This window comes from Faecalibacterium sp. Marseille-Q4164, from assembly GCF_017377545.1.
Taxonomy (GTDB): domain Bacteria; phylum Bacillota; class Clostridia; order Oscillospirales; family Ruminococcaceae; genus Faecalibacterium; species Faecalibacterium duncaniae.
This window is the reverse complement of sequence record NZ_JAFREJ010000011.1, coordinates 44007-65930: the sequence shown is the minus strand read 5'-3', so window position 1 is coordinate 65930 and position 21924 is coordinate 44007. Positions and strand designations below refer to the sequence as shown.

23 protein-coding genes and 1 tRNA gene are annotated in these 21924 nt (G+C 58.8%); 6 read left to right on the top strand and 18 right to left on the bottom strand.

The genetic code is table 11. The features are described from left to right. Positions 1-949 precede the first annotated feature (949 nt). A tRNA-Lys gene (locus tag J3352_RS10195) sits at positions 950-1025 on the bottom strand. Between the two features lie 245 nt (positions 1026-1270). Here J3352_RS10195 and J3352_RS10190 point away from each other — a divergent pair. Further along, positions 1271-2530 (top strand): DUF3048 domain-containing protein, encoded by a 1260-nt coding sequence (locus tag J3352_RS10190; RefSeq protein ID WP_156067100.1) that lies wholly within the window; start codon positions 1271-1273, stop codon positions 2528-2530. 34 nt (positions 2531-2564) lie between these two features. Further along, the gene (locus tag J3352_RS10185; RefSeq protein WP_156067103.1) at positions 2565-3650 is read left to right on the top strand and encodes a DUF3048 C-terminal domain-containing protein; all 1086 of its coding nucleotides are present in this window, start codon (positions 2565-2567) and stop codon (positions 3648-3650) included. A 53-nt stretch (positions 3651-3703) separates the two neighbouring features. Here the strand turns inward: J3352_RS10185 and J3352_RS10180 are convergent, their stop codons facing one another. Both J3352_RS10180 and J3352_RS10175 read right to left on the bottom strand, forming a co-directional pair. Beyond that, entirely contained in the window at positions 3704-4309 is a 606-nt protein-coding gene (locus J3352_RS10180; RefSeq protein WP_097770080.1) for a twin-arginine translocation signal domain-containing protein, read from the bottom strand. Positions 4310-4455: 146 nt separating this feature from the next. Then, positions 4456-5130 carry a histidine phosphatase family protein gene (locus J3352_RS10175; protein ID WP_005929611.1) on the bottom strand — a complete coding sequence of 225 codons (675 nt, stop codon included), beginning with the start codon at positions 5128-5130 and terminating at the stop codon, positions 4456-4458. A 282-nt stretch (positions 5131-5412) separates the two neighbouring features. Here J3352_RS10175 and J3352_RS10170 point away from each other — a divergent pair, with 282 nt between their 5' ends. The 4 genes from J3352_RS10170 to J3352_RS10155 all read left to right on the top strand — a co-directional run bounded on the left by J3352_RS10170 (position 5413) and on the right by J3352_RS10155 (position 8446). Further along, positions 5413-6108: a helix-turn-helix domain-containing protein gene (locus tag J3352_RS10170; RefSeq protein ID WP_005929618.1), complete on the top strand. Its 696-nt coding sequence runs from the start codon at positions 5413-5415 to the stop codon at positions 6106-6108. A 119-nt stretch (positions 6109-6227) separates the two neighbouring features. Continuing rightward, positions 6228-6851, top strand: a complete 624-nt coding sequence (locus J3352_RS10165) for a twin-arginine translocation signal domain-containing protein (RefSeq protein WP_154277385.1) — start codon at positions 6228-6230, stop codon at positions 6849-6851. 159 nt (positions 6852-7010) lie between these two features. Further along, positions 7011-7559, top strand: a complete 549-nt coding sequence (locus tag J3352_RS10160; RefSeq protein ID WP_156067106.1) for a twin-arginine translocation signal domain-containing protein — start codon at positions 7011-7013, stop codon at positions 7557-7559. 251 nt (positions 7560-7810) lie between these two features. After that, positions 7811-8446 (top strand): hypothetical protein, encoded by a 636-nt coding sequence (locus tag J3352_RS10155; protein WP_005929631.1) that lies wholly within the window; start codon positions 7811-7813, stop codon positions 8444-8446. A 77-nt stretch (positions 8447-8523) separates the two neighbouring features. Here J3352_RS10155 and J3352_RS10150 read toward each other — a convergent pair whose 3' ends face one another. The 15 genes from J3352_RS10150 to J3352_RS10080 form a co-directional block, all read right to left on the bottom strand. Next, positions 8524-9894, bottom strand: a complete 1371-nt coding sequence (locus tag J3352_RS10150; protein WP_156067108.1) for an MATE family efflux transporter — start codon at positions 9892-9894, stop codon at positions 8524-8526. 81 nt (positions 9895-9975) lie between these two features. After that, positions 9976-10800 (bottom strand): histidinol-phosphatase HisJ family protein, encoded by an 825-nt coding sequence (locus J3352_RS10145; protein WP_097772820.1) that lies wholly within the window; start codon positions 10798-10800, stop codon positions 9976-9978. Positions 10801-10807: 7 nt separating this feature from the next. Next, a complete protein-coding gene (hisIE, locus tag J3352_RS10140) occupies positions 10808-11443 on the bottom strand; it encodes a bifunctional phosphoribosyl-AMP cyclohydrolase/phosphoribosyl-ATP diphosphatase HisIE (RefSeq protein WP_005929638.1) in 636 nt (211 codons plus the stop codon). A 66-nt stretch (positions 11444-11509) separates the two neighbouring features. Beyond that, on the bottom strand, positions 11510-12265 hold the full coding sequence (hisF, locus tag J3352_RS10135) for an imidazole glycerol phosphate synthase subunit HisF (RefSeq protein WP_098923415.1): 756 nt from the start codon (positions 12263-12265) through the stop codon (positions 11510-11512). After that, complete coding sequence (hisA, locus tag J3352_RS10130) at positions 12195-13001, bottom strand: 1-(5-phosphoribosyl)-5-[(5-phosphoribosylamino)methylideneamino]imidazole-4-carboxamide isomerase (RefSeq protein WP_242699938.1); 807 nt, start codon at positions 12999-13001, stop codon at positions 12195-12197. The genes hisF and hisA overlap by 71 nt, the downstream gene beginning before the upstream one ends. Positions 13002-13191: 190 nt before the next feature. Further along, on the bottom strand, positions 13192-13800 hold the full coding sequence (hisH, locus tag J3352_RS10125; protein ID WP_005929647.1) for an imidazole glycerol phosphate synthase subunit HisH: 609 nt from the start codon (positions 13798-13800) through the stop codon (positions 13192-13194). Beyond that, positions 13797-14387 carry an imidazoleglycerol-phosphate dehydratase HisB gene (gene hisB, locus J3352_RS10120; protein WP_005929650.1) on the bottom strand — a complete coding sequence of 197 codons (591 nt, stop codon included), beginning with the start codon at positions 14385-14387 and terminating at the stop codon, positions 13797-13799. Before hisB ends, hisH begins: the two co-directional genes overlap by 4 nt. Before the next feature lie 3 nt (positions 14388-14390). After that, positions 14391-15452 carry a histidinol-phosphate transaminase gene (hisC, locus tag J3352_RS10115; RefSeq protein ID WP_156067111.1) on the bottom strand — a complete coding sequence of 354 codons (1062 nt, stop codon included), beginning with the start codon at positions 15450-15452 and terminating at the stop codon, positions 14391-14393. A 166-nt stretch (positions 15453-15618) separates the two neighbouring features. Beyond that, entirely contained in the window at positions 15619-16899 is a 1281-nt protein-coding gene (hisD, locus tag J3352_RS10110; protein ID WP_156067114.1) for a histidinol dehydrogenase, read from the bottom strand. After that, positions 16896-18488, bottom strand: a complete 1593-nt coding sequence (gene hisG, locus J3352_RS10105) for an ATP phosphoribosyltransferase (RefSeq protein WP_097772826.1) — start codon at positions 18486-18488, stop codon at positions 16896-16898. The genes hisD and hisG overlap by 4 nt, the downstream gene beginning before the upstream one ends. 244 nt (positions 18489-18732) lie before the next feature. Then, positions 18733-19038, bottom strand: coding sequence for a helix-turn-helix domain-containing protein (locus tag J3352_RS10100; protein ID WP_035393348.1), 306 nt, complete (start codon positions 19036-19038; stop codon positions 18733-18735). Between the two features lie 208 nt (positions 19039-19246). Then, positions 19247-19555, bottom strand: coding sequence for a thioredoxin (trxA, locus tag J3352_RS10095; RefSeq protein WP_035393488.1), 309 nt, complete (start codon positions 19553-19555; stop codon positions 19247-19249). Positions 19556-19770: 215 nt separating this feature from the next. After that, a complete protein-coding gene (locus J3352_RS10090) occupies positions 19771-20115 on the bottom strand; it encodes a hypothetical protein (RefSeq protein ID WP_005929673.1) in 345 nt (114 codons plus the stop codon). 89 nt (positions 20116-20204) lie between these two features. Continuing rightward, positions 20205-20549, bottom strand: a complete 345-nt coding sequence (locus J3352_RS10085; RefSeq protein ID WP_156067117.1) for a hypothetical protein — start codon at positions 20547-20549, stop codon at positions 20205-20207. A 192-nt stretch (positions 20550-20741) separates the two neighbouring features. After that, positions 20742-21911 (bottom strand): DHHW family protein, encoded by a 1170-nt coding sequence (locus J3352_RS10080; protein ID WP_156067120.1) that lies wholly within the window; start codon positions 21909-21911, stop codon positions 20742-20744. Positions 21912-21924: the final 13 nt, after the last annotated feature.

The window sequence follows — 21924 nt, the reverse complement described above, 5'->3', positions numbered from 1 at the left end:
ACAATACGCTGCTCTTGCAAGCAATGGCCCTGTACATACACGGCCCCTTGCGTTGCAAGAACTTGTTGGGAAGAATCCCAAACCCACATAGCCGCCCCGCTCTGGCAGCGCCGCAGCACGCACCCGGCCCGCACTCTGATGCACGCAGCCAACGTACCCCGCCGGGGGAAATCATGCACAGATCAGCAGCACCACACCCCGCCGCAGCACCGGCAACAGAACGCCCAGCACCACCCGCACACCTACGATCAGACCGCCCGGCGGCATCCCGGACACACGCAGCACACACCCACACAGCCCAGATCAGACACCCAGCCGCCCACGCTGGAAGCTGTGCAGCACCCGCAGCCCCACACGATTAGGCCCCCAGACAGCACGAAAGCCCGCCCGACTATCAAGCAGGACAGGCTTTTTCTTTTGCATGATGGAGCCGGACGCCGCCCGGCGGAAACAATTGGGAAGAACCACACAGCCAGACCGCCGCCCGCATTGCCCGCTGCATCCATATTCCGCCGGGGAGATCAGCCACAGATCAGGCAAGGAGAGAACCACCAGCACGACCACAGCCCCGCACCCAACAAGAGCGGGCCCGCACTGGAAGCCGACCGCAGACCCCGCCGGGAGTAGCAGCAACCACGCACACGATCAGACCGCCCCACACCAGCAGGCAGACCGGCCCACGTTGCCCCCGTCCCTGCTATGGCCCCCGGTGGACACCGCCCGGCACGTGTAGCGGCCACCCCCAGACCGCCCGCAAATCTCGTAGCCTGAACCGCCCCGCCCACACCGCCGGGCATCAGAAGCAAGGCACAGCGTAAGGCACACGGCAAGGCATTTTTTCAAGAGTAAGGCACAAATAAGGCACATTCTGGCTGTTTCGCACCCCTTGTAAAACAGAAAAACCCACGATTTGCACCGCGTTTTCAACGGTTAATCGTGGGTTTTTCTTTGGTGCGCTCGAGGGAACTCGAATCCCTGGCCCTCTGATTAAAAGTCAGATGCTCTACCGGCTGAGCTACGAGCGCATACATTATAAAGCGCAGTATAACACGATACTGCCGAATAATATTACCATACTCCCGGGCAAAAAGCAAGCTTTCTGCACAAAAAACTTTCCCAAAGCTGTCATCGGGCAGATTTTGCCACGAACTGCCCCTTTACAAACCGGGCAAGAACCAGTACAATCAAAGCAGTTCATTACAAAACTGCAACCGACCTGCCGGGCGCACTTCCGCGCCGGGCAAGCCGATCCGATAGGAGGGCTTTTTCCATGAAAATTTCTCGACGGTCCGTACTTCGCTATTCCGGGCTGACGGCGGCGCTGCTGGCGCTCACCGGCTGCTCTGCAAGCCCCGGCAGTGCCATTCTGGGCGGTGACCTGCCCGACTGGATGAAGAGCCTGTTCTGCGGCTCGGCGGCATCCTCTTCTGCTTCTTCTGAGGCCGCTGCATCCTCTGTGGTCGCAGCCGGTGAGGCCGCAGCTGGTGAGGCAGCCGCCTCCTCGGCAGCGTCCAGCGAAGCCGCAAGCTCTGCGTTCAGCCTTCTGCCTGCCTACGACGCTGACCCTCTGACCGGCGAAGCCCGCAAGAGCACCGGCCGGATGGTGGGTGTGATGGTCAACAACATCGCCAACTCCGAAAGGCAGAACGCACGCCCCCAGCGCGGCATCGGCTCGGCAGACCTGCTCATCGAGAGCAAGGTGGAGGGCGGCATCACCCGCCTGTGTGCCGTGTTCCGGGATGCGGACACCATCCCGGAGGTCGGGCCGCTGCGCTCCGGCCGCGACCAGTTCCTGCAGCTGCTCATGCCCCATCAGGCCCTCTATTACCACGATGGCGAGAGCATTTTCTGCACCCAGTTCATCAATGTATACGATTACTCCGGCCTGAACATCGGCGGCAAGAGTTACTTCAACACGCCGGTCCACCCCCACGTTGCCCACCGTGACAACCGCGGCCGCAATGTAGCCTACGAACACACCGAGTTCACCTCCGGCAAGGAGATCAAACAGGCAGCCGGTAATGCCGGCATCGGCCTGACCTACGCCAACGAAACGCCTTTCTTCCACTTTGCCGACTACCGCACCGCAGCCTCCAATGACCTTCCCGGTGCCCCTGCGGCCAAAACCATCAGCATCACCCACTCCGAGAGCTACAGGACCCGCCTGACCTACAACAGCTGGGGCCGCAGCTACAAGCTGGAAATGTACAACCGCTCCAAAAAAGCCTATGAGAACACGGTGGACGAGCTGACCGGAAAGCAGCTGACCTTTGACAACGTGGTGGTCTGCTTTGCCGATATCGCCGCCTATGCGGGCGATTCTCACGATGTCCAGTCGGTCAACTATGTGGCCGGTGGGCAGGCGTACCTCTTCACACGGGGCGGCGTGCAGGTGGGCCGCTGGGAGAAGCCGCATCCCACCCATCCGCTCAAGCTCTACACCGAAACCGGCGAGGAGATGACCCTGAACCGGGGCAAGACCTATCTGGCACTGGTGGACAATGATGAGTGGAGCAATTTCAGCTACTAAATCACCCGCCCTCCGGGGCAGAAGAGGGAAACCGATGAAACGCTTTTGGATGCGCGCTTTGCTCTGTTTTGCGCTCAGCGCCGCACTGCTGACAGGCTGTGCGCTCAGCCCCAGCTCCCAGCCCGCCGAAAGTCCCACTGACCCGCTCACCGGGCAGGAGCTTGTCTGGCCGGGCCAGCGGCCGGTCGCCATCACCATTGACAACGCGGCCGCCAGCACCACTCAGTGGGGGCTTTCCACAGCCTCGCTGGTGCTGGAAGCCCTGACCGCACAGCAGCAGGCCACCCGGCTCTGCCTGGTCTACCCTGCCGTGGGGGCCGTGCCGCAGGTCGGGCCTGTCTCTGCCGGGCAGGACCTCTACTGGCGGCTGCTGGTGGGCCAGCAGGTACTGCCGGTGCAGCGGGGCGGCGGACAGTTTGACCAGAACTACCTTGATTACTACTCTCTGCGCGCGGTAGACGCACTGGAGGTGGGTACCAATGCCTTTTCCTGTGAGACCAATTGGCAGAATGTCCCGCTGTGGCATACCAGCGGTGCAGCACTTTCGGGTGTGCTGGGCAGCCTGAACATCTCCCCGGCCCTGACAGAATCCCGCGTCACGGACACCTCTTCCAGCAGCTCCGACAGCGAGAGCGGAACCCTCCTCTCCGTGCCCAATCTGCTGCCCATGCAGGAAAACGGCAAGCTGCCCGATGCAGATGCTTCGGACGCAATGAGTGTCCGGGTCCAGTTTGACGCACAGAACGCCACCGGCTTCTCCTACGATGCCGACAGCAAGACCTACCGGATGCTCCACGCAGACGGCACACCGCAGCTGGATGCCAACAACGGCCAGCAGGCAGATTTCGACAACCTGCTCATTCTGTTCAGTGCATCCACCCTGCGTGACGATGGTGTGACGCTGGATTACGATCTGACCATGGGCGGCGGGGTCTGGCTCAACGAAGGCCACCTGTGGAACATCACCTGGACGCAGGGCAGCGAGACCACCTTCTTCCTGTATGATTCCAACGGCCGCCCCCTGACCCTGACGGCAGGCCGCAGCTATCTGGCGCTGGTGTCCAGCCTGACCGGGCAGGAGCTTACCGTGCAGAATTCCACCGGGGAAAACCTGTTATAAGCAAAAGAGACGGTCCTGCAATCCAATGCAGAACCGTCTCTTTTTATGCTTTCTTACAGATCGACCACGCTGCCCACCTCGGCAAGGGTGGCAGGCACCGCGCCCAGATGGACTTCATCGGCATCCCGGCGCACCACAAAATGGACGGTCTGGCCTGCGGCAAAGTCAGGCTGATAGATCAGCTCCAGCGTCTGCCAGTCCGCCGGGGTCTCGCAGAAGCAGTGGAGCATCGCCCCGCGCCCTGCGGAAAGATTCAGGGTAAAGGCAGAGGCATCTGCCGCATTCTCCCCGTAGAGGGGAGCTGCAAAGCTGCCCACCCGCACCTGTCTGCCGTCACACAGGGCAGTCAGGCCGGTGCCCAGGCTGTACAGGGCATTCCTGCTGTCCAGCCCGCGGCTCTGCAGGTAGCTGGCACCCACAGCCAGCGGCCGGGCCGAGAGGTTCTCCACCGACAGATAGACCAGCGTGCTGTCCAGCTCCGGGGCCGGTGCATAGCCCAGCAGCTCCACTGCCGCCTTGCCGTCCAGCAGAGCAGGTTCGCCCTCATAGCAGGGGGCCAGAGCCGCGCCCGAAACACCGGTGAGCAGGGCAGCAGCCAGACTGACTGCGCCGGAACCGGCATATTTCAGGAACGAGCGGCGGGACAGGGATTGTGACATCGGGGATTCCTCCTAACGGGAAAATAAGTTCTCTTTATACAATAGTAAATTCCGGGCTTTCTGTCAAGAGATTTGCCCGGAATTTTACCTGTTCTTCCGCGGTTTTACGTGTTTTGGATATTTTCAGGGCGGCGCGGCAAAGATTCTTACTCAAATGCCTCGTTTTCCTCGGCTTCTGCCTGCCCGCGCAGGGTGTCGGCGTAGCCAAAGGGCACGATGTCAATGGCCTCCACCAGGCGGTCGCGCATCCAGAGCTGCACGTCGGTCTGGACGGTATAGCCGCAGCCGGGGTCGGCCATCCACTGTTCCGGGTGGCGGGAGGGCAGCGCGCGCTGGCTCAGCATACTCATGATCACGCCGCCATGGGTCACGCAGGCAGCCTCGGTCACATCCATCCGGATCATATACTCAAACAGCTTGAGCAGGGTCTCGGCGCAGCGGGCGTGGAACTGCTCGGTGGGCTCTGCTCCCTCGGGCACAAAGCCGGAGCCGGGGGTGATCCACTTTTTGAAATCCTCTTCCTTGACCAGATCCTTCACGGGGCGGTTCTCAAACACGCCAAAGCCCGCTTCCCGTAGGTCGTGCACTGTAAACTGGTGGCCTGCATTGGGGAACAGAATGTTCGCTGTCTCCACAGCGCGCACCAGCGGGGAGGAGAACACCGTGTCCACCTGCGGATACTCGAACCGCTCCTTCAGCTCCTTCAGCTGGGCGCGTCCCTCATCACACAGGGGGATGTCCGTACCGCTGCCGATGTACAGGCCCTGCAGATTACCGGCCGTCATGCCGTGGCGGATGAGATGAAGTTTGAACGTTTTCATGGAAAAACACCTCTATCTGGCAAAGAGTTCCTCTTTGCTGTAAAATTTCGCACCGGCAGTGGGCATCCTGCCCGGGCCGTGCGCCACAAAATATGCGTTGATTATCTTTAGTTTAGCATAGATATGGTATCCGGGGCAAGCCTTTTGACAAAAATGACGAAAAACGACGAGAATTTCCGTCACTTTTCTTGCTTTACTTTTTGTTTTCCACTGTGTATAATCAACATGTTGTAAACCAAAATTCAAAGAAGTTCAATTTCCACTACTGAGGAGTCCAAAATCATGGAATTCAACCGTATCATCAAACTGCTGCGCAAGGAGCGCGGCATCACCCAGAAGCAGGCCGCGGAGGACCTTGGGGTGTCCCAGGCACTGCTCTCCCACTACGAAAAGGGCATCCGCGAGTGCGGTCTGGACTTTGTTGTCCGGGTAGCGGATTACTATAATGTGTCCTGCGATTACCTGCTGGGCCGCTCGGCTGAGCGCAACGGCATGATGCTGAACGCCGATGACCTGCCCAACCCCGATAAGATGAAGGACAACGTCTACCATGGCAGCGTTCTGCCCACCATGAACAAAAAGCTGATCTCCAACAGCCTGAACGTGCTGTACGCCAAGATCGCCGAGTGCCACAGCAAGGCCCTGACCACCGAGGTCAGCACCTACCTGATGATGGCGGTGGCCAAGATGTTCCGCCTGCTCTACTCCGCCGAGCCCCACAACGCCCAGAGCCTGTTCAGCGTGGAGGCCCGCCGCTGGCCCGGCTACTCCGATGCCGTGATGCGGATGAGCGAGAGCAACGTGGAGGACCTGCTGGCCGGTGAGGACCTGAACGGTGCCGAGGGCGTGAAAGACCCCTCCTGCCTTGCCATGACCACCGAGAGCCTGACCCGGGAATACCCGCTGTACACCCCCAGCCTGCTGAATCTGGTCAAGACCAGCGAGACCCATGTGCGCGGCCTGGACCCCAACCAGTGAGCTTCTGTGTGAAACTCCTGTTAATTCTGTGCCCAGAGCCTTGCAATTTCCGGTAAAAAATGCTATAAACGAATCAGCGAAGAAAAAAATTTCTGCCATTGATTAAGGAGGCAAGCTTTATGTCGAACAAGATTTCCCGCCGCACCTTCCTCAAGGTCACCGGTGCTTCTGCCGCTGCTCTGGGCGCTGCTGCTGTGCTGGGCGGCTGCCAGGCCGGCGATAACTCTTCCATCGAGGTCAAGGTCGGCGATAAGATCAGCAACTGGAACAATCTGGCGGTCCAGCTGACCAGCGTCTTTACTCTGGCAAGTGCCCCCGATGCCGAGGGCTATGAGTACATTGCCATGCTGATCACCTCTGCAAACCGTTCCAGCCGCGACACCTTTGCCATCGGCGCACAGAACATTCTGGAGATCGGCGAGGCCTATCCTCTGGATACCCCGGAGCAGGTCGCAGCCAACACTGCCGGTTACTTCCACGCTCTGTCCGCTTCCACCACCGACTTCTCCTTCACCTGCGACGGTCAGGCAGCCGAGGGCGGCGCTTATGTCCAGCTGTACGACAGCACCACCGAGAGCTTTACCACGGCCTCTGCCATTCCCCCGCAGGGTGCAGGCTACATTGAGCTGGTCTGCATGGTGCCCACCACCTGGCAGCAGATCGGTGTGACCTACACCCCGACCTTTGTTTCCGGCAAGACCCTGAACTTTACCATCAACGCCTCTGATCTGACCAAAGCCTGATCAAGCAGGACGAAATTTCGTATGATTTGCACGGCGGCGGTGGGAAAATTTCACAAAATATTTGTGAAAACCATTGACATTCGCCCCCGTTTCGCCTATTGTATAGGCAGAGCCTTTTGGCATTTTCGTGCGCTTTGCACATTATAAGGAGGAACGATTATGTCGTTAGCATTTTCTCGCCGCTCTTTCCTGAAATACTCCGCTGTTGCAGCTGTGGCCGTTGCGGGTGCCAGCCTCTTCTCCGGCTGTGATCAGACCGATACCAAGAACCTGTACTGCGATGGTGCCGGTTCCATCACTGTTCTGCAGGTCAAGGCTGTTATGGGTACCAATGACGAAAACTCTAATAAGTATGTTGCACCTGAGCTTTCCGTTGGTGATACTTCTATTGAGCTTCCTTTTGCAATCACTGTTGGCCGTACTAACAATCTGCCCATCAATGTCAACAATTTTATGATTACTGTCACTGATAAGGACGGTAAGAACGCTAAGACTTATAACGTCACTCTGGATGGCCTGTTCAGAACCAATCTGAAGAATAACGATACTGCCACCGGTAAGGTCAAGGCCACTGTTGATGCTTTGAAGGCAGGAGATAAGGTTATTCTTACTTATTGCCCCGATCTGCAGTACGCAGAATACTCCATGAACTGGCGCTTGGCTGTTCCTGCTGAAGAGACCGGCTCCAGTTCCACTACCACCAAGTAATCTCCCCAACGTACATCCCAAGCCGTCCGGGAAAGCCGGGCGGCTTTTTTGCGCCGTCGCATTGGCAAAGTATCTCAATTTTTCTTTAAATTTTCAGCAATTCTGTATCTTGTGCACACCTGCATTTTCTGATACCATAGGTTCATGGAAAAGAATGGGAGCGCAGCGGCAGGGGCCGCCGCGCTGTTTGTGTTTCCGCCTGAAAAAGGCCAATGGGCCTTATAGTTTGACAGAACAGGAGTGTTGCAGTTATGATCAACATGGTAAAGCTTCCCACCAACAAGAGCAATCTGTTCCTGCGTGTGGCAAAGGGCCATTTCGCAACCAGCCACAGCCACATCAATTACTATATCGATGTCACCACCCAGAAGTCCCGCCTTTCCGAGGCAAAGGCCGTGGCAAAAGAGCTGGTGGCTGCCTACCAGCACAACACCATCGTGGATACCGTTCTCTGCCTGGACGGCACACAGGTCATCGGCACCTGCCTTGCCAACGAGCTGACCAAGGACGGCTTTGCCAACATGAATGCCCACCAGACCATCTATGTCATCACCCCGGAGTACACCACCGGCAGCCAGATCATCCTGCGCGACAATCTGGCCCCCATGGTCAAGGGCAAGCATGTGCTGATCCTGGCTGCTTCCATCACCACTGGCTACACCGTGCAGGCTGCGATCGAGGCGATCAACTACTACGGCGGCACTGTGGCAGGCCTGAGCGCCATCTTCGCCACCGCCACCGAGTGCCTGGGCATCCCGGTCACCTCTATTTTTGACCCCTCCAACCTGCCCGATTACGCCAGCTTCGATTCCCGCGAGTGCCCCATGTGCAAGGCGGGCCAGCATATCGATGCACTGGTCAACAGCTTCGGCTATTCGGCACTGTAAGCCCCATTGCCCCATCCGTTTCATCCACTTCCTGCAGACACAAAGACCCGGCTGTCATCGGCAGCCGGGTCTTTTCCTTATTCTGTTTTTTTCGGGAACACAAACGGGTCGTGCAGGTAGACCAGCACGAGGTACGCCGCCATAAAGCACCAGATGATGGGCTCACAGAGGATGACGGCGTTATAGGCAAACTTCGGGATGAAGAAGAGCACGAATACCACCTTGCCCACCAGCTCGATGACACTGGAGAAGAGGGGCAGGACCTTCTGCCCCAGGCTCTGCAGGGCGTAGCGGGTGGCCAGCAGAACACCCAGCACCGAGTAGAAGGGCGCGTTCCAGAGCAGATACCGTGCGCCGTTTTCCAGCACCACAGACTCGCTGGAGCCGGAGATGAGCCGCACCATCCACTCTGCGCCCAGCTGCATCAGAAAGATCGCCAGCACGGCCACCACCACGCTGTACAGGGCGATCTCCTTCATGCCCTTGCGGACACGCTCCGGCTGGTTTGCGCCGCAGTTCTGGGAAACAAACGTGGAGCATGCCGATGCCATGGCCATGACTGGCATGGTGGTAAAGGAGAACAGCTTCCGGGCGGCGGTGTGACCGGCGATGACCAGCGTGCCCAGACCGTTGATGCCATATTGCAGCACCACCGAGCCAGCCGAGACGATGCTGCTCATCAGGCCCATGGAGATGCTCTGGCTGAACAGCTCCCAGTAAAGGTGGCTGCCCACCCTGAAATGCTGTTTTTCCGGAAGCAGGATCTTCACTCTGAGGAAGATGTACAGGATGCAGAGCACCACCGAAACGCCCTGCGAGATGACCGTTGCCACAGCCGCTCCCTGCACCCCCATGCCCATCCTTGCAATGAACAGGAGATCCAGCACCACATTCAGGCCCGAGGAGATGAGCAGGAACACCAGCGGCATCACGCTGTTGCCAATGGCGCGCAGCAGGCCCGCGCAGAGGTTATAGGCAAACATGACCAGCACGCCCAGATCGATGGTCAAAATGTAGCGGTACGCATCGTCCAGGATCTCCGCCGGGGTGTCCAGCATGAGGAGCAGCGGGTGCAGGCCCAGCACACCTGCCAGCGTAATGCAGAGGGAAGCCACCAGACCGATGACCAGTGAGCCTGCCACGGTCTTTTTGAGCAGATCGTGATCCTGCGCCCCGTAGGAGCGCGCTGCAACGATTGCAAGGCCGTTGCCGATGCCGAGGCCAAAACCGACCAGAAGCTCGTAGATCGAGCCGCAGGAGCCAATGGCGGCAAGGGCGGTATCGCCCAGCACATTGCCCACGATCATGGTGTCCACGGTGTTATAGAGCTGCTGGAACAGGCTGGAGATGAAGATGGGCAGCATGAACAGCAGCAGGTTTTTGAAAATGGGCCCGTGCATCAGGTCCACATTCATGCTGAAGGGGGATTTTTTCGCAGTTTGGGTCATAAGGTTCCTCACAGTTTACGGAAAACAACCCTCCCCGGCATTGCGCAGCAAAAACGGAGAGGGTTGTGCTTTATTTTTCTTTTACAGCTCCTGGGTCTCAAAGCCGTGGCCGGTCAGCACCTCCACGCTGGTGAAGCCGGCTGCCTTGATGGCGGCGGCAGCTTCCTCAAAGCCGAAGGTCAGGCTGGAAACATCGTGGGAGTCGGAGGTGATGATGACCTTGCCGCCCATCTTGTTCCACTCCTCCAGCATCCATGCACTGGGGTAGAAGTCCTTGCGGTAGCCGCGGTAAACGCCGCCGGTGTTCACTTCCAGCAGGCAGTTGTGCTCTTTGGCTGCGCTCAGGGCTTTGAGGGCAGCGGCCCGGTAGCGGGGAGCCTCTTCATCAAAGAACTCACCCTCGCCGTTCAGCTTCTTGATGAGGTCGATGTGGGCCAGAATGTCCGGTCCCTTGGCGGCAACCTTCTCCACCTCTGCAAAGTAGGCCTCCACCGCGGCCAGCGGGTCACCGTCGAAATCATCAAAAATGCAGTCGTGCAGATCCTGCGGGCGGAAGTCGATCTCGTAGTACTTGCCTGTGTTCTTGCCGTACAGGTGATGGGCTGCACCGATCCAGTAATCGTAGTTCTCGGGCTTGTCCTCGCTCAGGCTGTCCCACTCGATGCCGCAGAGGATGTCCACCTTGCCCTTGTACTCTGCCTTGAGCTTTGCAATGGTGGCCTTGTACTGGGCGGTGCGGCTGGGGCTCATGCAGTACTCGCGGTCCCGCTGCGTATAGCTATGGCCGGAGAAGCCCAGGGTCGTCAGGCCCTGTGCACAGGCGGCACTGGCCATTTCCTGCAAGGTATTTTTGCCATCGCACATCGTCGAGTGGCAATGAACACTGGACTTCTTATAATCTGCCATAACTAAATCACTGCATCCTTTCCTGTTTGACCTTGTGGTCAATGACGTGTCGTTTTTCCAGCTCACGGGTGATCTCTTCCACCGTGATGCCTGCCTGCACCATCAGCACCAGCACATGGTATGCCAGGTCGCTGATCTCATAGATGGTCTCGGCCTTGTCCTCTTTTTCTCCCGCAATGATGACCTCGGTGCACTCCTCGCCCACCTTTTTCAGGATCTTCTCCTTGCCCTTCTCGAACAGGTAGGTAGTGTAGCTGCCTTCCTGGGGATGATCCCTGCGGCCCTGGATGAGTTCGTAAAGCCCCTGCCAGCTGAACTGTTTGAGCTCCGGCGAGACATACACTTCGTTGAAGAAGCAGCTCTCGGCACCGGTATGGCAGGCAGGGCCGTCCTTGACCACCTCCACCACCAGTGCGTCCTTGTCGCAGTCTGCAGTGATGGACACCACATGCTGGACATTGCCGCTGGTATCGCCCTTGCGCCAGATCTCCTGACGGCTCCGGCTCCAGAACACCGTACGCCCCTCGGCAATGGTCAGTGCCAGCGTCTCGGCGTTCATGTAGGCAAGGGTGAGCACCTCTTTGGTGTAGTGATCCTGCACGATGGCAGGAATGAGGCCCTTTTCATCAAATTTCAGTTCCATGGTCCATACTCCCTCCCCAAAGGGGATACTTACAGTTTATCCTAAAGTTGCCCGAAACGCAAGAGCTTACAGCCGCATTTCGACACCATTTTCATTCAGATAGGTTTTCAGATCGTGGATGGTCAGCAGTTTCTGGTGGAAAATGCCCGCCGCAAGGCCCGCGTCGATGCCCTTGTGGTGGAACAGCTCAAGGAAATCTTCCTTTTTGCCCGCGCCGCCGCTGGCGATGATGGGCACATTCACCCGGGCAGCGACCGCGTCCAGCATCTCGAGATCGAAGCCGGTGCGGACACCATCGGTGTCAATGCTGTTCAGGCAGATCTCCCCCGCGCCATGCGCCACGCACCAGCTGATCCAGTCCAGCGCGTCCCGGCCGGTATCCTCGCGCCCGCCCTTGGCGAACACCCGGAACTGGCCGTTCACCCGCTTCACGTCCGCCGAGAGCACCACGCACTGATCGCCGTATTTCTGAGCCGCCGCCGGGATGAGGCCGGGGTCCCGCAGAGCGCCCGAGTTGACGCTGACCTTATCGGCACCGCATTTCAGCACCCGGTCAAAATCCTCCAGCGTGTTGATGCCGCCGCCTACGGTCAGCGGGATGAAGATCTCGCTTGCCACCCGGGTCAGGATATCGGTGAACAGAGCACGGCCCTCAAAGCTGGCGGTGATATCGTAGAACACCAGCTCGTCGGCACCGGCGGCGTTGTACATCCGGGCCATCTCCACCGGGTCGGCCACATCCCGGATGCCCTCAAAGTTCGTACCCTTGACCACCCGGCCATTCCGGACATCCAGACAGGGAATGATGCGTTTTGTGATCATTTTCGTTCCCCTCCGTTTCATTCTGCACCAGTTCTACACAACGTTTCAGATTCAGCGCCCCGGCATACAGGCTTTTGCCCAGGATCGCGGCAGCGGTGCCCATCTTTTTCAGTTCCAACAGCTCGGCTTCCGACGAGATGCCGCCGCTGGCCGTGAAGGCCACGCCCGGCACCTCTGCCGCCAGCTGGCGGTACAGCGCCAGATTCGTGCCCTGCATGGCACCATCACAGGCAATGTCGGTGTAGATGATGGCCGTGCATCCGGCATCTGCCAGCCGCCTGCAGAAGTCCACGCCCTTTTCGGCGCTGACCTCCTTCCACCCATGGATGGCAACAAATCCATCTTTGGCATCCACCCCCACGGCGATCCGTTCGCCGTAGCGCTTCAGCATTCGGGCCGTGAAATCAAAATCCGTCACGGCCACGCTGCCTAGGATGCAGCGATCCACGCCCAAAGAAAGGTATTTTTCAATGCGCTCCTCCGTGCGGATGCCGCCGCCCACCTCGATGTACAAGCCCCCCTGCTCTGCCAGCGCGGCAATGGATCCGTAGTTGGAAAGGGTGCCGTCCTTTGCGCCGTCCAGATCCACAACGTGGAGATACCTGGCCCCGGCCTCCACAAACTGCCAGGCCTGTGCACAGGGGTCCTCCCCGTAAACGGTCATACGGTCGTAATCTCCCTGCGTCAGGCGGACAACTTTGCCGTCCCTTAAATCAATTGCGGGAAACAATTGCATATTAGATTCCCTCCTAATTTTAGCTTTTCCTTCGTACAACCTCTCAGTCTCACTTCGTTCGACAGCTCCCCTAGTATGGGAGCCCTTGGCAAAACGGGAAACTTTCCCTGACTGCCAAGGCCTCTCCTACTAGGAGAGGTGGCAATGCGTTAGCATTGACGGAGAGGTTGTACGGAGCAGGGCCTTTCCACTACAGCTCACTGAACGCCTTCAAGATCCGCAGCCCCGTCTCCCCGCTCTTTTCGGGGTGGAACTGGGTGCCGTACACCCTGCCCGCCCTGACCACGCCGGTCACGGGGATGGAGTAATCGCTGACAGCAAGTGTACTCTCGGTACAATTTTTGCCGTAGTAGCTGTGGACGTAATAGACATACTCACCCTCACGGATGTATCGGAAAAGCGGGTCATCCCGTACGATGTGCAGGGCGTTCCAGCCGATCTGCGGCACCTTGAGGGTTTTGTCTTTCAGGTCAGGCTCCAGCGGGCAGACCTCGCCTTTGACAAAGCCCAGGCCCCCATGCTCACCGTACTCATAGCTTTTTTCAAAGAGCAGCTGCATTCCCAGGCAGATGCCCAGCAGGGGCTTTTGCGCCGCCTGCTCCCGGATGACCGGCACCAGACCGGTAGCCGAGAGCTTGTCCATGGCATCGCCAAAGGCCCCCACCCCCGGCAGGATGAGCCGGTCAGCCTTGCGGATGGTCTGTGCATCGGCGGTCACAACGGCCTCCAGCCCCAGATGCGTCAGGCTGGAGCGCAGGCTGAACAGGTTGCCCACGCCGTAATCGATGATCGCGATCATACCAGCAGTCCTTTCGTGGAGGGGATCTCGTCCCGGTGGGCGGCATCAATGGCGACTGCCGCAGCCAGCGCGTGGCCTGCCCCCTTGAAGCAGGCTTCGAGAATGTGGTGGGTATTTTCCCCTGCAAATTGTACAAAGTGGAGCGTAGCGGGCACATTGCGGGCAAAGCCCAGCCAGAACTCCGAGGCGCATTCCACATCGAAATCGCCCACCTTTTCGGTCTTGCAGTGGACATCCCAGTTCAGGGTGCACCGGCCCGAAAGGTCTACCGCGCAGAGCACCAGCGCCTCATCCATGGGCAGGTAGAAGCTGCCATACCGCTGGATGCCCCGCATCTCGCCCAGCGCCCGGGCAAAGGCCTGCCCCAGTGCAATGCCGATATCCTCAGCCGTGTGGTGGTAATCCACCTCCACATCCCCGTGGCAGGTGAGCACCAGGTCAAACCGGCCATGGCGGGCAAACAGTTCCAGCATGTGGTTCAGGAACCCACAGCCGGTGTCCACCTCATAGCGGCCTGCACCGTCCAGATTCAGGGTCAGCTCGATCTGGGTCTCGTTGGTGTTGCGTTCCAGTGTCACTTCCCGCATGGGTCATTCCTCCATTATTTTGTCAAGGGTGTTCAGGAAGATCTGCATCTGCTCCGGCGTGCCGATCGTGATGCGCAGCCAGTTTTCAATGCGTGGGGCATCAAAGTGGCGCACCAGAACGCCTTTTTTCTTCAACTTCTGGTACAATTCGCCGCCGTTTTTCTTCTGTGTAGAGGCAAACAGGAAGTTGGAGCGGCTGTCCAGCACCGCAAAGCCCCGGGCTTCCAGCTGCTGTTTTGTCCATGTGCGGGTGTCCACGATGGCGGCACGGGTCTTTTCAAAATAAACGGTATCTTCCAGCGCGGCCTGCCCTGCCTTCAAGGTCAGGCGGTTGATGTTATAGGGGTTCAGGCTGAACTTGACCCGGTTCAGGTCCGCGATGAGGCTGGCGCTGCCCATGGCAAGGCCCAGCCGCGCACCGGCCAGCTGGCGGGATTTCGAGAAGGTCTGCACCACCAGCAGGTTGTCGTACCGGTCAATGAGCGGCACGCAGCTCTCGCCGCCAAAGTCCACATAGGCCTCATCCACAATGACCACATTGTCAGGGTTCGCTTTCAGGATGCCCTCGATGGCACTGCGGGGCAGGGCCAAGCCGGTGGGGGCGTTGGGGTTGGCGATGACGATGGTCTCGTTCAGGCCGTAGTAATCGGCGGGGTCAAGGGTGAAATCCTCCTTCAGCGGGATGATATGGCTGGGGATATGCATCAGCCCGCACCAGACGCTGTAACAGCCATAGGTGATGTCGGCATAGGCCAGCGGGTGGGTCTCGTCGCAGAAGGCCCGCAGGGCGAAGAAAAGGTTCTCGTCACTGCCGTTGCCGGGCATGATCTGATCCGGCTGCAGGCCAAAGTGCGCCGCCGCCGTTTTCAGCAGGTCGGTGCAGACGGGGTCGGAGTAGAGACGGAGCTTTTCCACCTCGTGCTCGCTCACCGCCGCCACCACCGCCGGGCTGGGCAGATAGGGGCTTTCGTTGGTGTTCAGCTTGATGTATTGCTGGTCCTGCGGCTGCTCCCCTGGGGTGTAGGGGGTGACTGTTTCAAGTTTCGGAGAGAGATATTTACTCATAGCAATTTCCTCACTGTCAGCGTCCTCGCCCTCTCAGGCGCTTCGCGCCAGCTCCCCCAAAGGGGGAGCCTCTGGCGGTTTTCCGTAACCTTGCGGGAAATTGCCAAAGCCTCTCCCTTTGGGAGAGGTGGCATTGCAAAGCAATGACGGAGAGGGCGAGCCGCCTTTAGTCCTCTTCATATCTTATCGTCACACTCTTCGCATGGGCGTGCAAGCCCTCGCGCTCGGCAAAATCGGCAATGCGGGGTGCCACCTCGCCCAGCGCCTCGCGGGTGTAGTAAAGGAAACTGGACTTCTTCACAAAGTCGTCCACACCCAGCGGGCTGGAGAAGCGGGCCGTGCCGCTGGTGGGCAGGGTGTGGTTGGGGCCTGCAAAGTAATCGCCCAGGGCCTCGGGCACATTGCGGCCCAGGAAGATGCTTCCCGCGTTTTTGATCTCGTTCAGCACGCCGAAGGGGTCCTCCACGCAGACCTCCAGATGCTCCGGCGCAATGATGTTGCAGGCCTCAATGGCCTTGTGCAGGTCGGTGCAGACGATGATCTTCCCGTTGTCGTCCACGCTGGCGCGGGCAATGGCGGCACGGGGCAGCTGGGGAATCTGCACCTCCAGCTCTGCCTGCACGGCCTTGGCCAGCGCCGGGCTGTCGGTGACAAGAACAGGGCTGGCCAGCTTGTCGTGCTCGGCCTGGCTCAGCAGGTCTGCCGCCACCCAGGCGGGGTTGCAGCCGCCGTCGGCCAGCACCAGGATCTCGCTGGGGCCGGCGATCATATCAATGCCCACCTTGCCGAACACCTTCCGCTTGGCGGTGGCAACGTAGATGTTGCCGGGGCCGACGATCTTGTCCACCGCCGGGATGCTCTGGGTGCCGTAGGCCAGCGCGGCCACGGCCTGTGCACCGCCGGTCTTGAAGATCTTGGTCACACCGGCGGTGGCGGCGGCGGCAAGGATGACCGGATTCACCCGACCGTCCTTTCCGGCGGGGGTGGTCATCACGACCTCCGACACGCCCGCGACCTTGGCCGGGATGACATCCATCAGCACGGTGGAGGGATAGGCCGCCGTGCCGCCGGGCACATACACGCCCGCCTTTTCAATGGGGGTATATTTCTGGCCCAGCACGATGCCGGGCTTCTCGTTGATCACAAAGTTCTTGTGCACCTGCTGGCGGTGGAAGCGCTCAATGTTGGCGGCAGCCTCCCGCAGTGTCTCAAGGAAATAGGGGTCCATATTGGCAAAGGCCTCGTCGATCTCCGTCTGCGTCACCTGCAGGTCGTCGATCTTTGCCCCGTCAAATTTCAGCGCGTACTCCTTCAGCGCCTCGTCGCCCCGGGCGCGGACCTCGGCAATGATGCCGTCCACCACATCCTCCACGTTTTTCTCCGCGCGGATGTCCCGGTTCAGGATCTCCTCGGGCCTGAGCTCATCAAAATTATACAGCTTGATCATTTTGTTTCCTCCTGCAAGGTCTTGCGCAGCGCTTCCAGCATGGCATCCATCTCGTTGTGCTTGAACTGGTAGCTGGCCTTATTGGCAATGAACCGGGCCGAGATGGGCATGAACTCGGTGACCACCCGCAGGCCGTTCTCCCGCAGGGTGGTGCCGGTCTCCACGATATCCACAATGACATCGGAAAGGCCCAGAATGGGGGCCAGCTCAATGGAGCCATTCAGCTTGATGATATCGATATCCCGCCCGATGGACGCATAGTAGCTCTTTGCAATGTTGACGAATTTGGTCGCCACCCGCACCGGGCGGCTGGGGTCATCCTTGTAATCTGCCGGGGCAGCCACGCACATCCGGCACCTGCCAAGGCCGGTATCCAGCAGCTCGTAGACATCGGCAGAGGCTTCGGTGAGGATATCCTTGCCCACGATGCCCACATCTGCCGCGCCGTGCTCAACGTAGATGGCCACATCGCTGGGCTTGACAAGGAAGTACCGGATGCCCGCTGCAGGGTTCTCCACCACCAGCTTTCGGGTGGCGTTATAGTCCTCGGTGCAGCCGTAGCCGATGCGGGCCAGCAGGTCATACATCCTGTCGCCCAGACGGCCCTTGGGCAGGGCCACATTCAGCATGACCCGGCCCGCGCTGTTCCTCTGCACCGGCGGGGTGGGGGCGCTCAGGCGGTCCAGCTCGTCCAGATAGACCGCAAAGCCGATGGCCCCGGCCCCGGGGGTGAATTTCTGCATCAGCAGGTCGTAGCGGCCGCCCTTGAGCAGGGGCCGCGGCAGGCCCTGCAGATAGCCCTGAAAGACCAGCCCGTTGTAGTATTCCATCTCACCGGCAAGGCTCAGGTCAAGGCGGACCGCCCCGCCGGAGGCCTCCAGCGTTTTGGCCAGTGTCCGCAGCTCAGCGGCGGCAGCGCGCATCCGGTCGTTGCGGCAGGCACTCTCTGCCTTTGTCAGCGTTTCCTCGCAGCTGCCGGAAAGCTCCAGCAGGCCGGTCAGGGCATCGGCCCCGGCGGCATCCAGCCCGGCGGCCTGCGCGGCGCGGCGCAGCTCGTGCGCATTCTTTTCCCGCAGCTTTTCCAGCAGGCCGGGGCGGGCATTCTCCGGCACGCCCAGTGCGTCGAACAGGCCGAACAGATAGCCCATGTGGCTGACTTCCAGCACCCACGCGGCCCCCAGCTGGGCCAGGCTCTGCGCTGCCAGCCGGACCGCCTGCTGCACCTGTGCTTCCCCCACCGCACCCAGCATCTCAAGGCCCATCTGGGAGATCTCCTGGAAGGTGTGGCTCTCTGCCGAGGGGCGGTAGACGTTCTCATGGTAGTAATACCGCAGGGTCTCGCCGGGGGCGGGCTGGGCCGTCTTGGCGATAGACAGGGTCACGTCCGGCTTGAGCGCCAGCAGACGGCCATCCAGGTCGGTGAAGGTGATGACCTGCTCCGAAGACAAAAAGCTCCGGTTCTCCTGATAAAGCCCGTACTCCTCAAAGCGGCCCATGTGATATTTGCGGCAGCCCGCCGCCTCATACAGCGCCCGCAGCGCAAAGGAGGCCCGCTCCTTGGGCTGCAAACTGTCCAGACTGAATTCCATCTCGATCTCCTCGTTCCCTCTCTGCGTATTTCCCACTTCTTTTGTTTATTTTACTTTATCGAGATAAAGTTGTAAAGTATGAAAGTGACAGCTTTTCAGCCCTATCTTACCGTTTTTCTGTGCGTTTGTACAGAAAGGCGAAATCATTTCACCCCAGCGCCAAAACAGATGATGGAGAGCAAAAACCGGGGATGCAAAAAGGCCGGGCCGGTCTCCTGCATTGGAAACCGACCCGGCATCTTTCTTATTTTGCAAGCTTCAGATTCTGCGGCTCTTTGGGTGTGAACACAAGCTTCAGGTCCATTCCCATTCCGTCTGCCAGACGCTTCAGCAGCTTCAAAGATGGGTTGCGTGTTCCATTTTCCAGCTTGCTGATATCCGCCTGATTGATGCCGGTGCGTTCGGCCAGCTCCTTCTGGGTCAGGTTCTGAGAAATGCGTGCATCTGCCATCGCCCGGATGATATCCATTTCCGGCTGGTTCTCTTCCCACTCCTTGCGGAACTCCTCATTTTTCAGCTGTTCATTCAAATACAGATCCAGTGTTTTCATCTGATTCACCCTCTCTTTCCAAAAAATCTTCCGCAGGGCGCTGGCCATCTCTTGTTTCATAAAATTCCACCACGAACGGTCCCATTTCAAAATCCTCCCTACACTTTTCCCCTTTCAGTATATGGCAGATATGCCATATTGTCAAGCGCAAAAAGGCCGCCGCCCATTCGAAAACAGGCAGCGGCCATGCAGCTCGATTCTTTTTCTTTTAGCCCAGCAGCGCCAGCACACCGGCCTTGGGGCGGGCACCCACAGCCTGATTCACAAGCTTGCCGTCGCGGAACACCAGCAGGGTGGGGATGCTCATCACGCCGAACTGGGAGGCCAGCTCGGGCTGTTCATCCACATTGACCTTGCCCACCTTGACATCGGTGCGCTCCTCGGCCACCTCGTCCACGATGGGGCTCAGCATCCGGCAGGGGCCGCACCAGGTGGCCCAAAAGTCCAGCAGAACAGGCTTTGTGCTGTGCAGCACCTCGGCTTCAAAATTTTCTTTGGTAATGGTAACAACAGCCATATTGGTTCCCTCCATTTTTTATCCGCACCCTCTGCGGGGGCGGTCAGTTCCCTCAAAAGAAGGAGTGATTCTTACTTATGGCTCTAGTATACCCCAAACGACAGGATTTTTCCAGAAACAATCTGTGAACAAAAAAGGCGGCGGCCCGCCCGCTTGGGGAGAGCCGCCGCCCTGTGTTGTTCTTTGGAGTTCTCCGGGCTGTCTGGTCAGAACGATCAGGCTGTGACCCAGGCGATCGCGGTAACAGGCCACCAGCCGGTCAGGTTCAGAGCGGTGTAAACGCCAACGATCGCATTGCCGATGGACTTACCCATGTAATCGGCAGCGGCATTGATGCCCTTTGCTGCCAGATCGGTGATATTCTCGCCGTTCTTCTTGTTGTTCTTGATCCAGGTACGGGTCTGATCCAGGCCCCAGATCAGGTTTGCAACAGAAATGACTGCGCCAATCGTCCAACCCACAGCAAACGGAGCGGTAAAACCGTCGCCGCCGCTGGTATAGGTCATTTCTTCTTCGTTCATCACGTTGTAGTTCGCGGGCAGCATGAGCTTCTTTTCCATAATAATACTCCTTTACAAAAGCATTTATTGCACGGTGCAGCGTACACCGCAAGTTACAGAAAACAGACCCGGTATCCCACTATCCCGGCTTACAGGATCAGCAGAATAGCGCTCAGGGGAGCCAGAGCCACCACCATGGTGCTGGAAACGGCATCCCGGACAAAGTTGGCTGCGGACTTGGACATATCCTCGCCGACAGCATCTGCGGCACGGCCCAGAACGGTGAAGAGGTTGCCCTCACGGTTGCTCTTCTTGTTCAGCCAGTCCTTGGAAGCGGAAATGCCCCAGATATAGCTGGCACCCAGCACCACAGCACCCACGACCGTAGCGGCAGTGGTTGCAAAGCCGCCGATATCGGAACCGCCCTGGGTATAGGTCATCTCTTCTTCGGAAAGCACTGCGTATTCAGCAGGCAGATTCATGTTCTTGTTCATAGGTCTCATACTCCTTTTTTGAGCAGCTTGAACCGATGGTGTTCTTTCCCAATTTACCATCTGGTTTCCAGCCTTATATTACTACATCACACAGTTTCATGCAATGGATTTTGTGAAAAACCATCAAAAATCGGAAAGTCGCATGAAAAAACAAACGAAAGTTTGGTGAAAAGCACTGCAATAATTTCCCACTCAGCCTGCCACGCCCGCACGGTAGAGATACGGGTCGGTGGTAAAGCTGGCATAGCTGTACAGCACAAGGATCTGGTCGTAGTCGTTGGCCGCAATGAGCTGGTCCAGCCCATAGTTATAGTTGCGGAAATCCACCACGTCGATGGCCGCATAGTTGGCTGTCAGGTAGGGCACAAAGCTGTTGGCATAGCTGTCCTTGATGACCAGGATCTTTCCCTCGCCGTCACCCTCCACCCGGCTCAGGCCGTTGTTGCCGTGCAGGAACATGGCGTACTTATCATACACCTCCAGCTTGTCCAGATCGTACAGGCCGGTGGTGGTGCCCTCGGTGGGCTGGCCCGGGCCGGTGACGTTCCAGACCGTCAGGCTGTTCTGCAGGTCGTACCAGGTAATGGTGTCGGGTTCGGCATTCCAGGTGCGGGCCTTGGAGTAGTGGGTGCCGTAGAAATCCTCACAGGTCTCGGCCGTGTGGGCATCCCGGTCAAAGGGAGTCAGGCCCAGCGTCTCACAGAACTGCTGGTAGGCGTAGTAGGCCCCCAGCGTCGTCCAGTGGTGGTCGGTGCGGTAGTAGAGGTATTCCCCTTTGTGCTCCATCAGAGCGGGCAGGACATCAATGAACCGCCCGTAGGCCTCTCCCTGTGCGGCAACGCCTTCCAGAATGCCCTTCTCATCGATCTGGGGTGCCCCCGCCGGGATATTCTCAGGGTAGACTACCGAGGCCGACGGCACCAGCATGAGGTTCACCCTGCCCGGGTAGCGCTGGGCAAGGCTCTGGACGGCGGCAAGGTTCTTGGCCATCCCCTTTTCCTCATTTTTCAGGATGCCGTAATGCCGGGCGAACATCATGTGCTCCCGGCCCAGCAGGATGCCGCCGCTCTGGGTCTTTTGGAAGAGGGTGGTCTCCGCCGCGCTCTGCAGGCTGATCCACTGGTCGCGGCCAAACACCTGATCCTTGACGTATCGGGTGTAGCTGGTAAAGTAGTTGTTCAGCCCGTCGGCGGAAACAGCGGTCAGCCTGGGCCGCTGGGTCAGGGTGGTGTTTTCCAGTTCACTGTACGCGCGGTCGGGCGTGGCCATATCCAGCACGAACAGCCCGATAAAGAACAGCCCGAAGGCCACCAGCACCGGATACCGGAACAGAGAGGGAGTTTTCTTTGTATGCTTGTCCATTCAGGTCCCCTCC

What these genes read in the sequence shown, in the direction of transcription:
- J3352_RS10190 (WP_156067100.1), top strand. Translation starts at nt 1,271, where the DNA reads ATGAAAATTTCTCGACGGTCCGTACTTCGCTATTCCGGGCTGACGGCG.
- J3352_RS10185 (WP_156067103.1), top strand. Translation starts at nt 2,565, where the DNA reads ATGAAACGCTTTTGGATGCGCGCTTTGCTCTGTTTTGCGCTCAGCGCC.
- J3352_RS10180 (WP_097770080.1), bottom strand. Translation starts at nt 4,309, where the DNA reads ATGTCACAATCCCTGTCCCGCCGCTCGTTCCTGAAATATGCCGGTTCC.
- J3352_RS10175 (WP_005929611.1), bottom strand. Translation starts at nt 5,130, where the DNA reads ATGAAAACGTTCAAACTTCATCTCATCCGCCACGGCATGACGGCCGGT.
- J3352_RS10170 (WP_005929618.1), top strand. Translation starts at nt 5,413, where the DNA reads ATGGAATTCAACCGTATCATCAAACTGCTGCGCAAGGAGCGCGGCATC.
- J3352_RS10165 (WP_154277385.1), top strand. Translation starts at nt 6,228, where the DNA reads ATGTCGAACAAGATTTCCCGCCGCACCTTCCTCAAGGTCACCGGTGCT.
- J3352_RS10160 (WP_156067106.1), top strand. Translation starts at nt 7,011, where the DNA reads ATGTCGTTAGCATTTTCTCGCCGCTCTTTCCTGAAATACTCCGCTGTT.
- J3352_RS10155 (WP_005929631.1), top strand. Translation starts at nt 7,811, where the DNA reads ATGATCAACATGGTAAAGCTTCCCACCAACAAGAGCAATCTGTTCCTG.
- J3352_RS10150 (WP_156067108.1), bottom strand. Translation starts at nt 9,894, where the DNA reads ATGACCCAAACTGCGAAAAAATCCCCCTTCAGCATGAATGTGGACCTG.
- J3352_RS10145 (WP_097772820.1), bottom strand. Translation starts at nt 10,800, where the DNA reads ATGGCAGATTATAAGAAGTCCAGTGTTCATTGCCACTCGACGATGTGC.
- hisIE (WP_005929638.1), bottom strand. Translation starts at nt 11,443, where the DNA reads ATGGAACTGAAATTTGATGAAAAGGGCCTCATTCCTGCCATCGTGCAG.
- hisF (WP_098923415.1), bottom strand. Translation starts at nt 12,265, where the DNA reads ATGATCACAAAACGCATCATTCCCTGTCTGGATGTCCGGAATGGCCGG.
- hisA (WP_242699938.1), bottom strand. Translation starts at nt 13,001, where the DNA reads ATGCAATTGTTTCCCGCAATTGATTTAAGGGACGGCAAAGTTGTCCGC.
- hisH (WP_005929647.1), bottom strand. Translation starts at nt 13,800, where the DNA reads ATGATCGCGATCATCGATTACGGCGTGGGCAACCTGTTCAGCCTGCGC.
- hisB (WP_005929650.1), bottom strand. Translation starts at nt 14,387, where the DNA reads ATGCGGGAAGTGACACTGGAACGCAACACCAACGAGACCCAGATCGAG.
- hisC (WP_156067111.1), bottom strand. Translation starts at nt 15,452, where the DNA reads ATGAGTAAATATCTCTCTCCGAAACTTGAAACAGTCACCCCCTACACC.
- hisD (WP_156067114.1), bottom strand. Translation starts at nt 16,899, where the DNA reads ATGATCAAGCTGTATAATTTTGATGAGCTCAGGCCCGAGGAGATCCTG.
- hisG (WP_097772826.1), bottom strand. Translation starts at nt 18,488, where the DNA reads ATGGAATTCAGTCTGGACAGTTTGCAGCCCAAGGAGCGGGCCTCCTTT.
- J3352_RS10100 (WP_035393348.1), bottom strand. Translation starts at nt 19,038, where the DNA reads ATGAAAACACTGGATCTGTATTTGAATGAACAGCTGAAAAATGAGGAG.
- trxA (WP_035393488.1), bottom strand. Translation starts at nt 19,555, where the DNA reads ATGGCTGTTGTTACCATTACCAAAGAAAATTTTGAAGCCGAGGTGCTG.
- J3352_RS10090 (WP_005929673.1), bottom strand. Translation starts at nt 20,115, where the DNA reads ATGGAAAAGAAGCTCATGCTGCCCGCGAACTACAACGTGATGAACGAA.
- J3352_RS10085 (WP_156067117.1), bottom strand. Translation starts at nt 20,549, where the DNA reads ATGAACAAGAACATGAATCTGCCTGCTGAATACGCAGTGCTTTCCGAA.
- J3352_RS10080 (WP_156067120.1), bottom strand. Translation starts at nt 21,911, where the DNA reads ATGGACAAGCATACAAAGAAAACTCCCTCTCTGTTCCGGTATCCGGTG.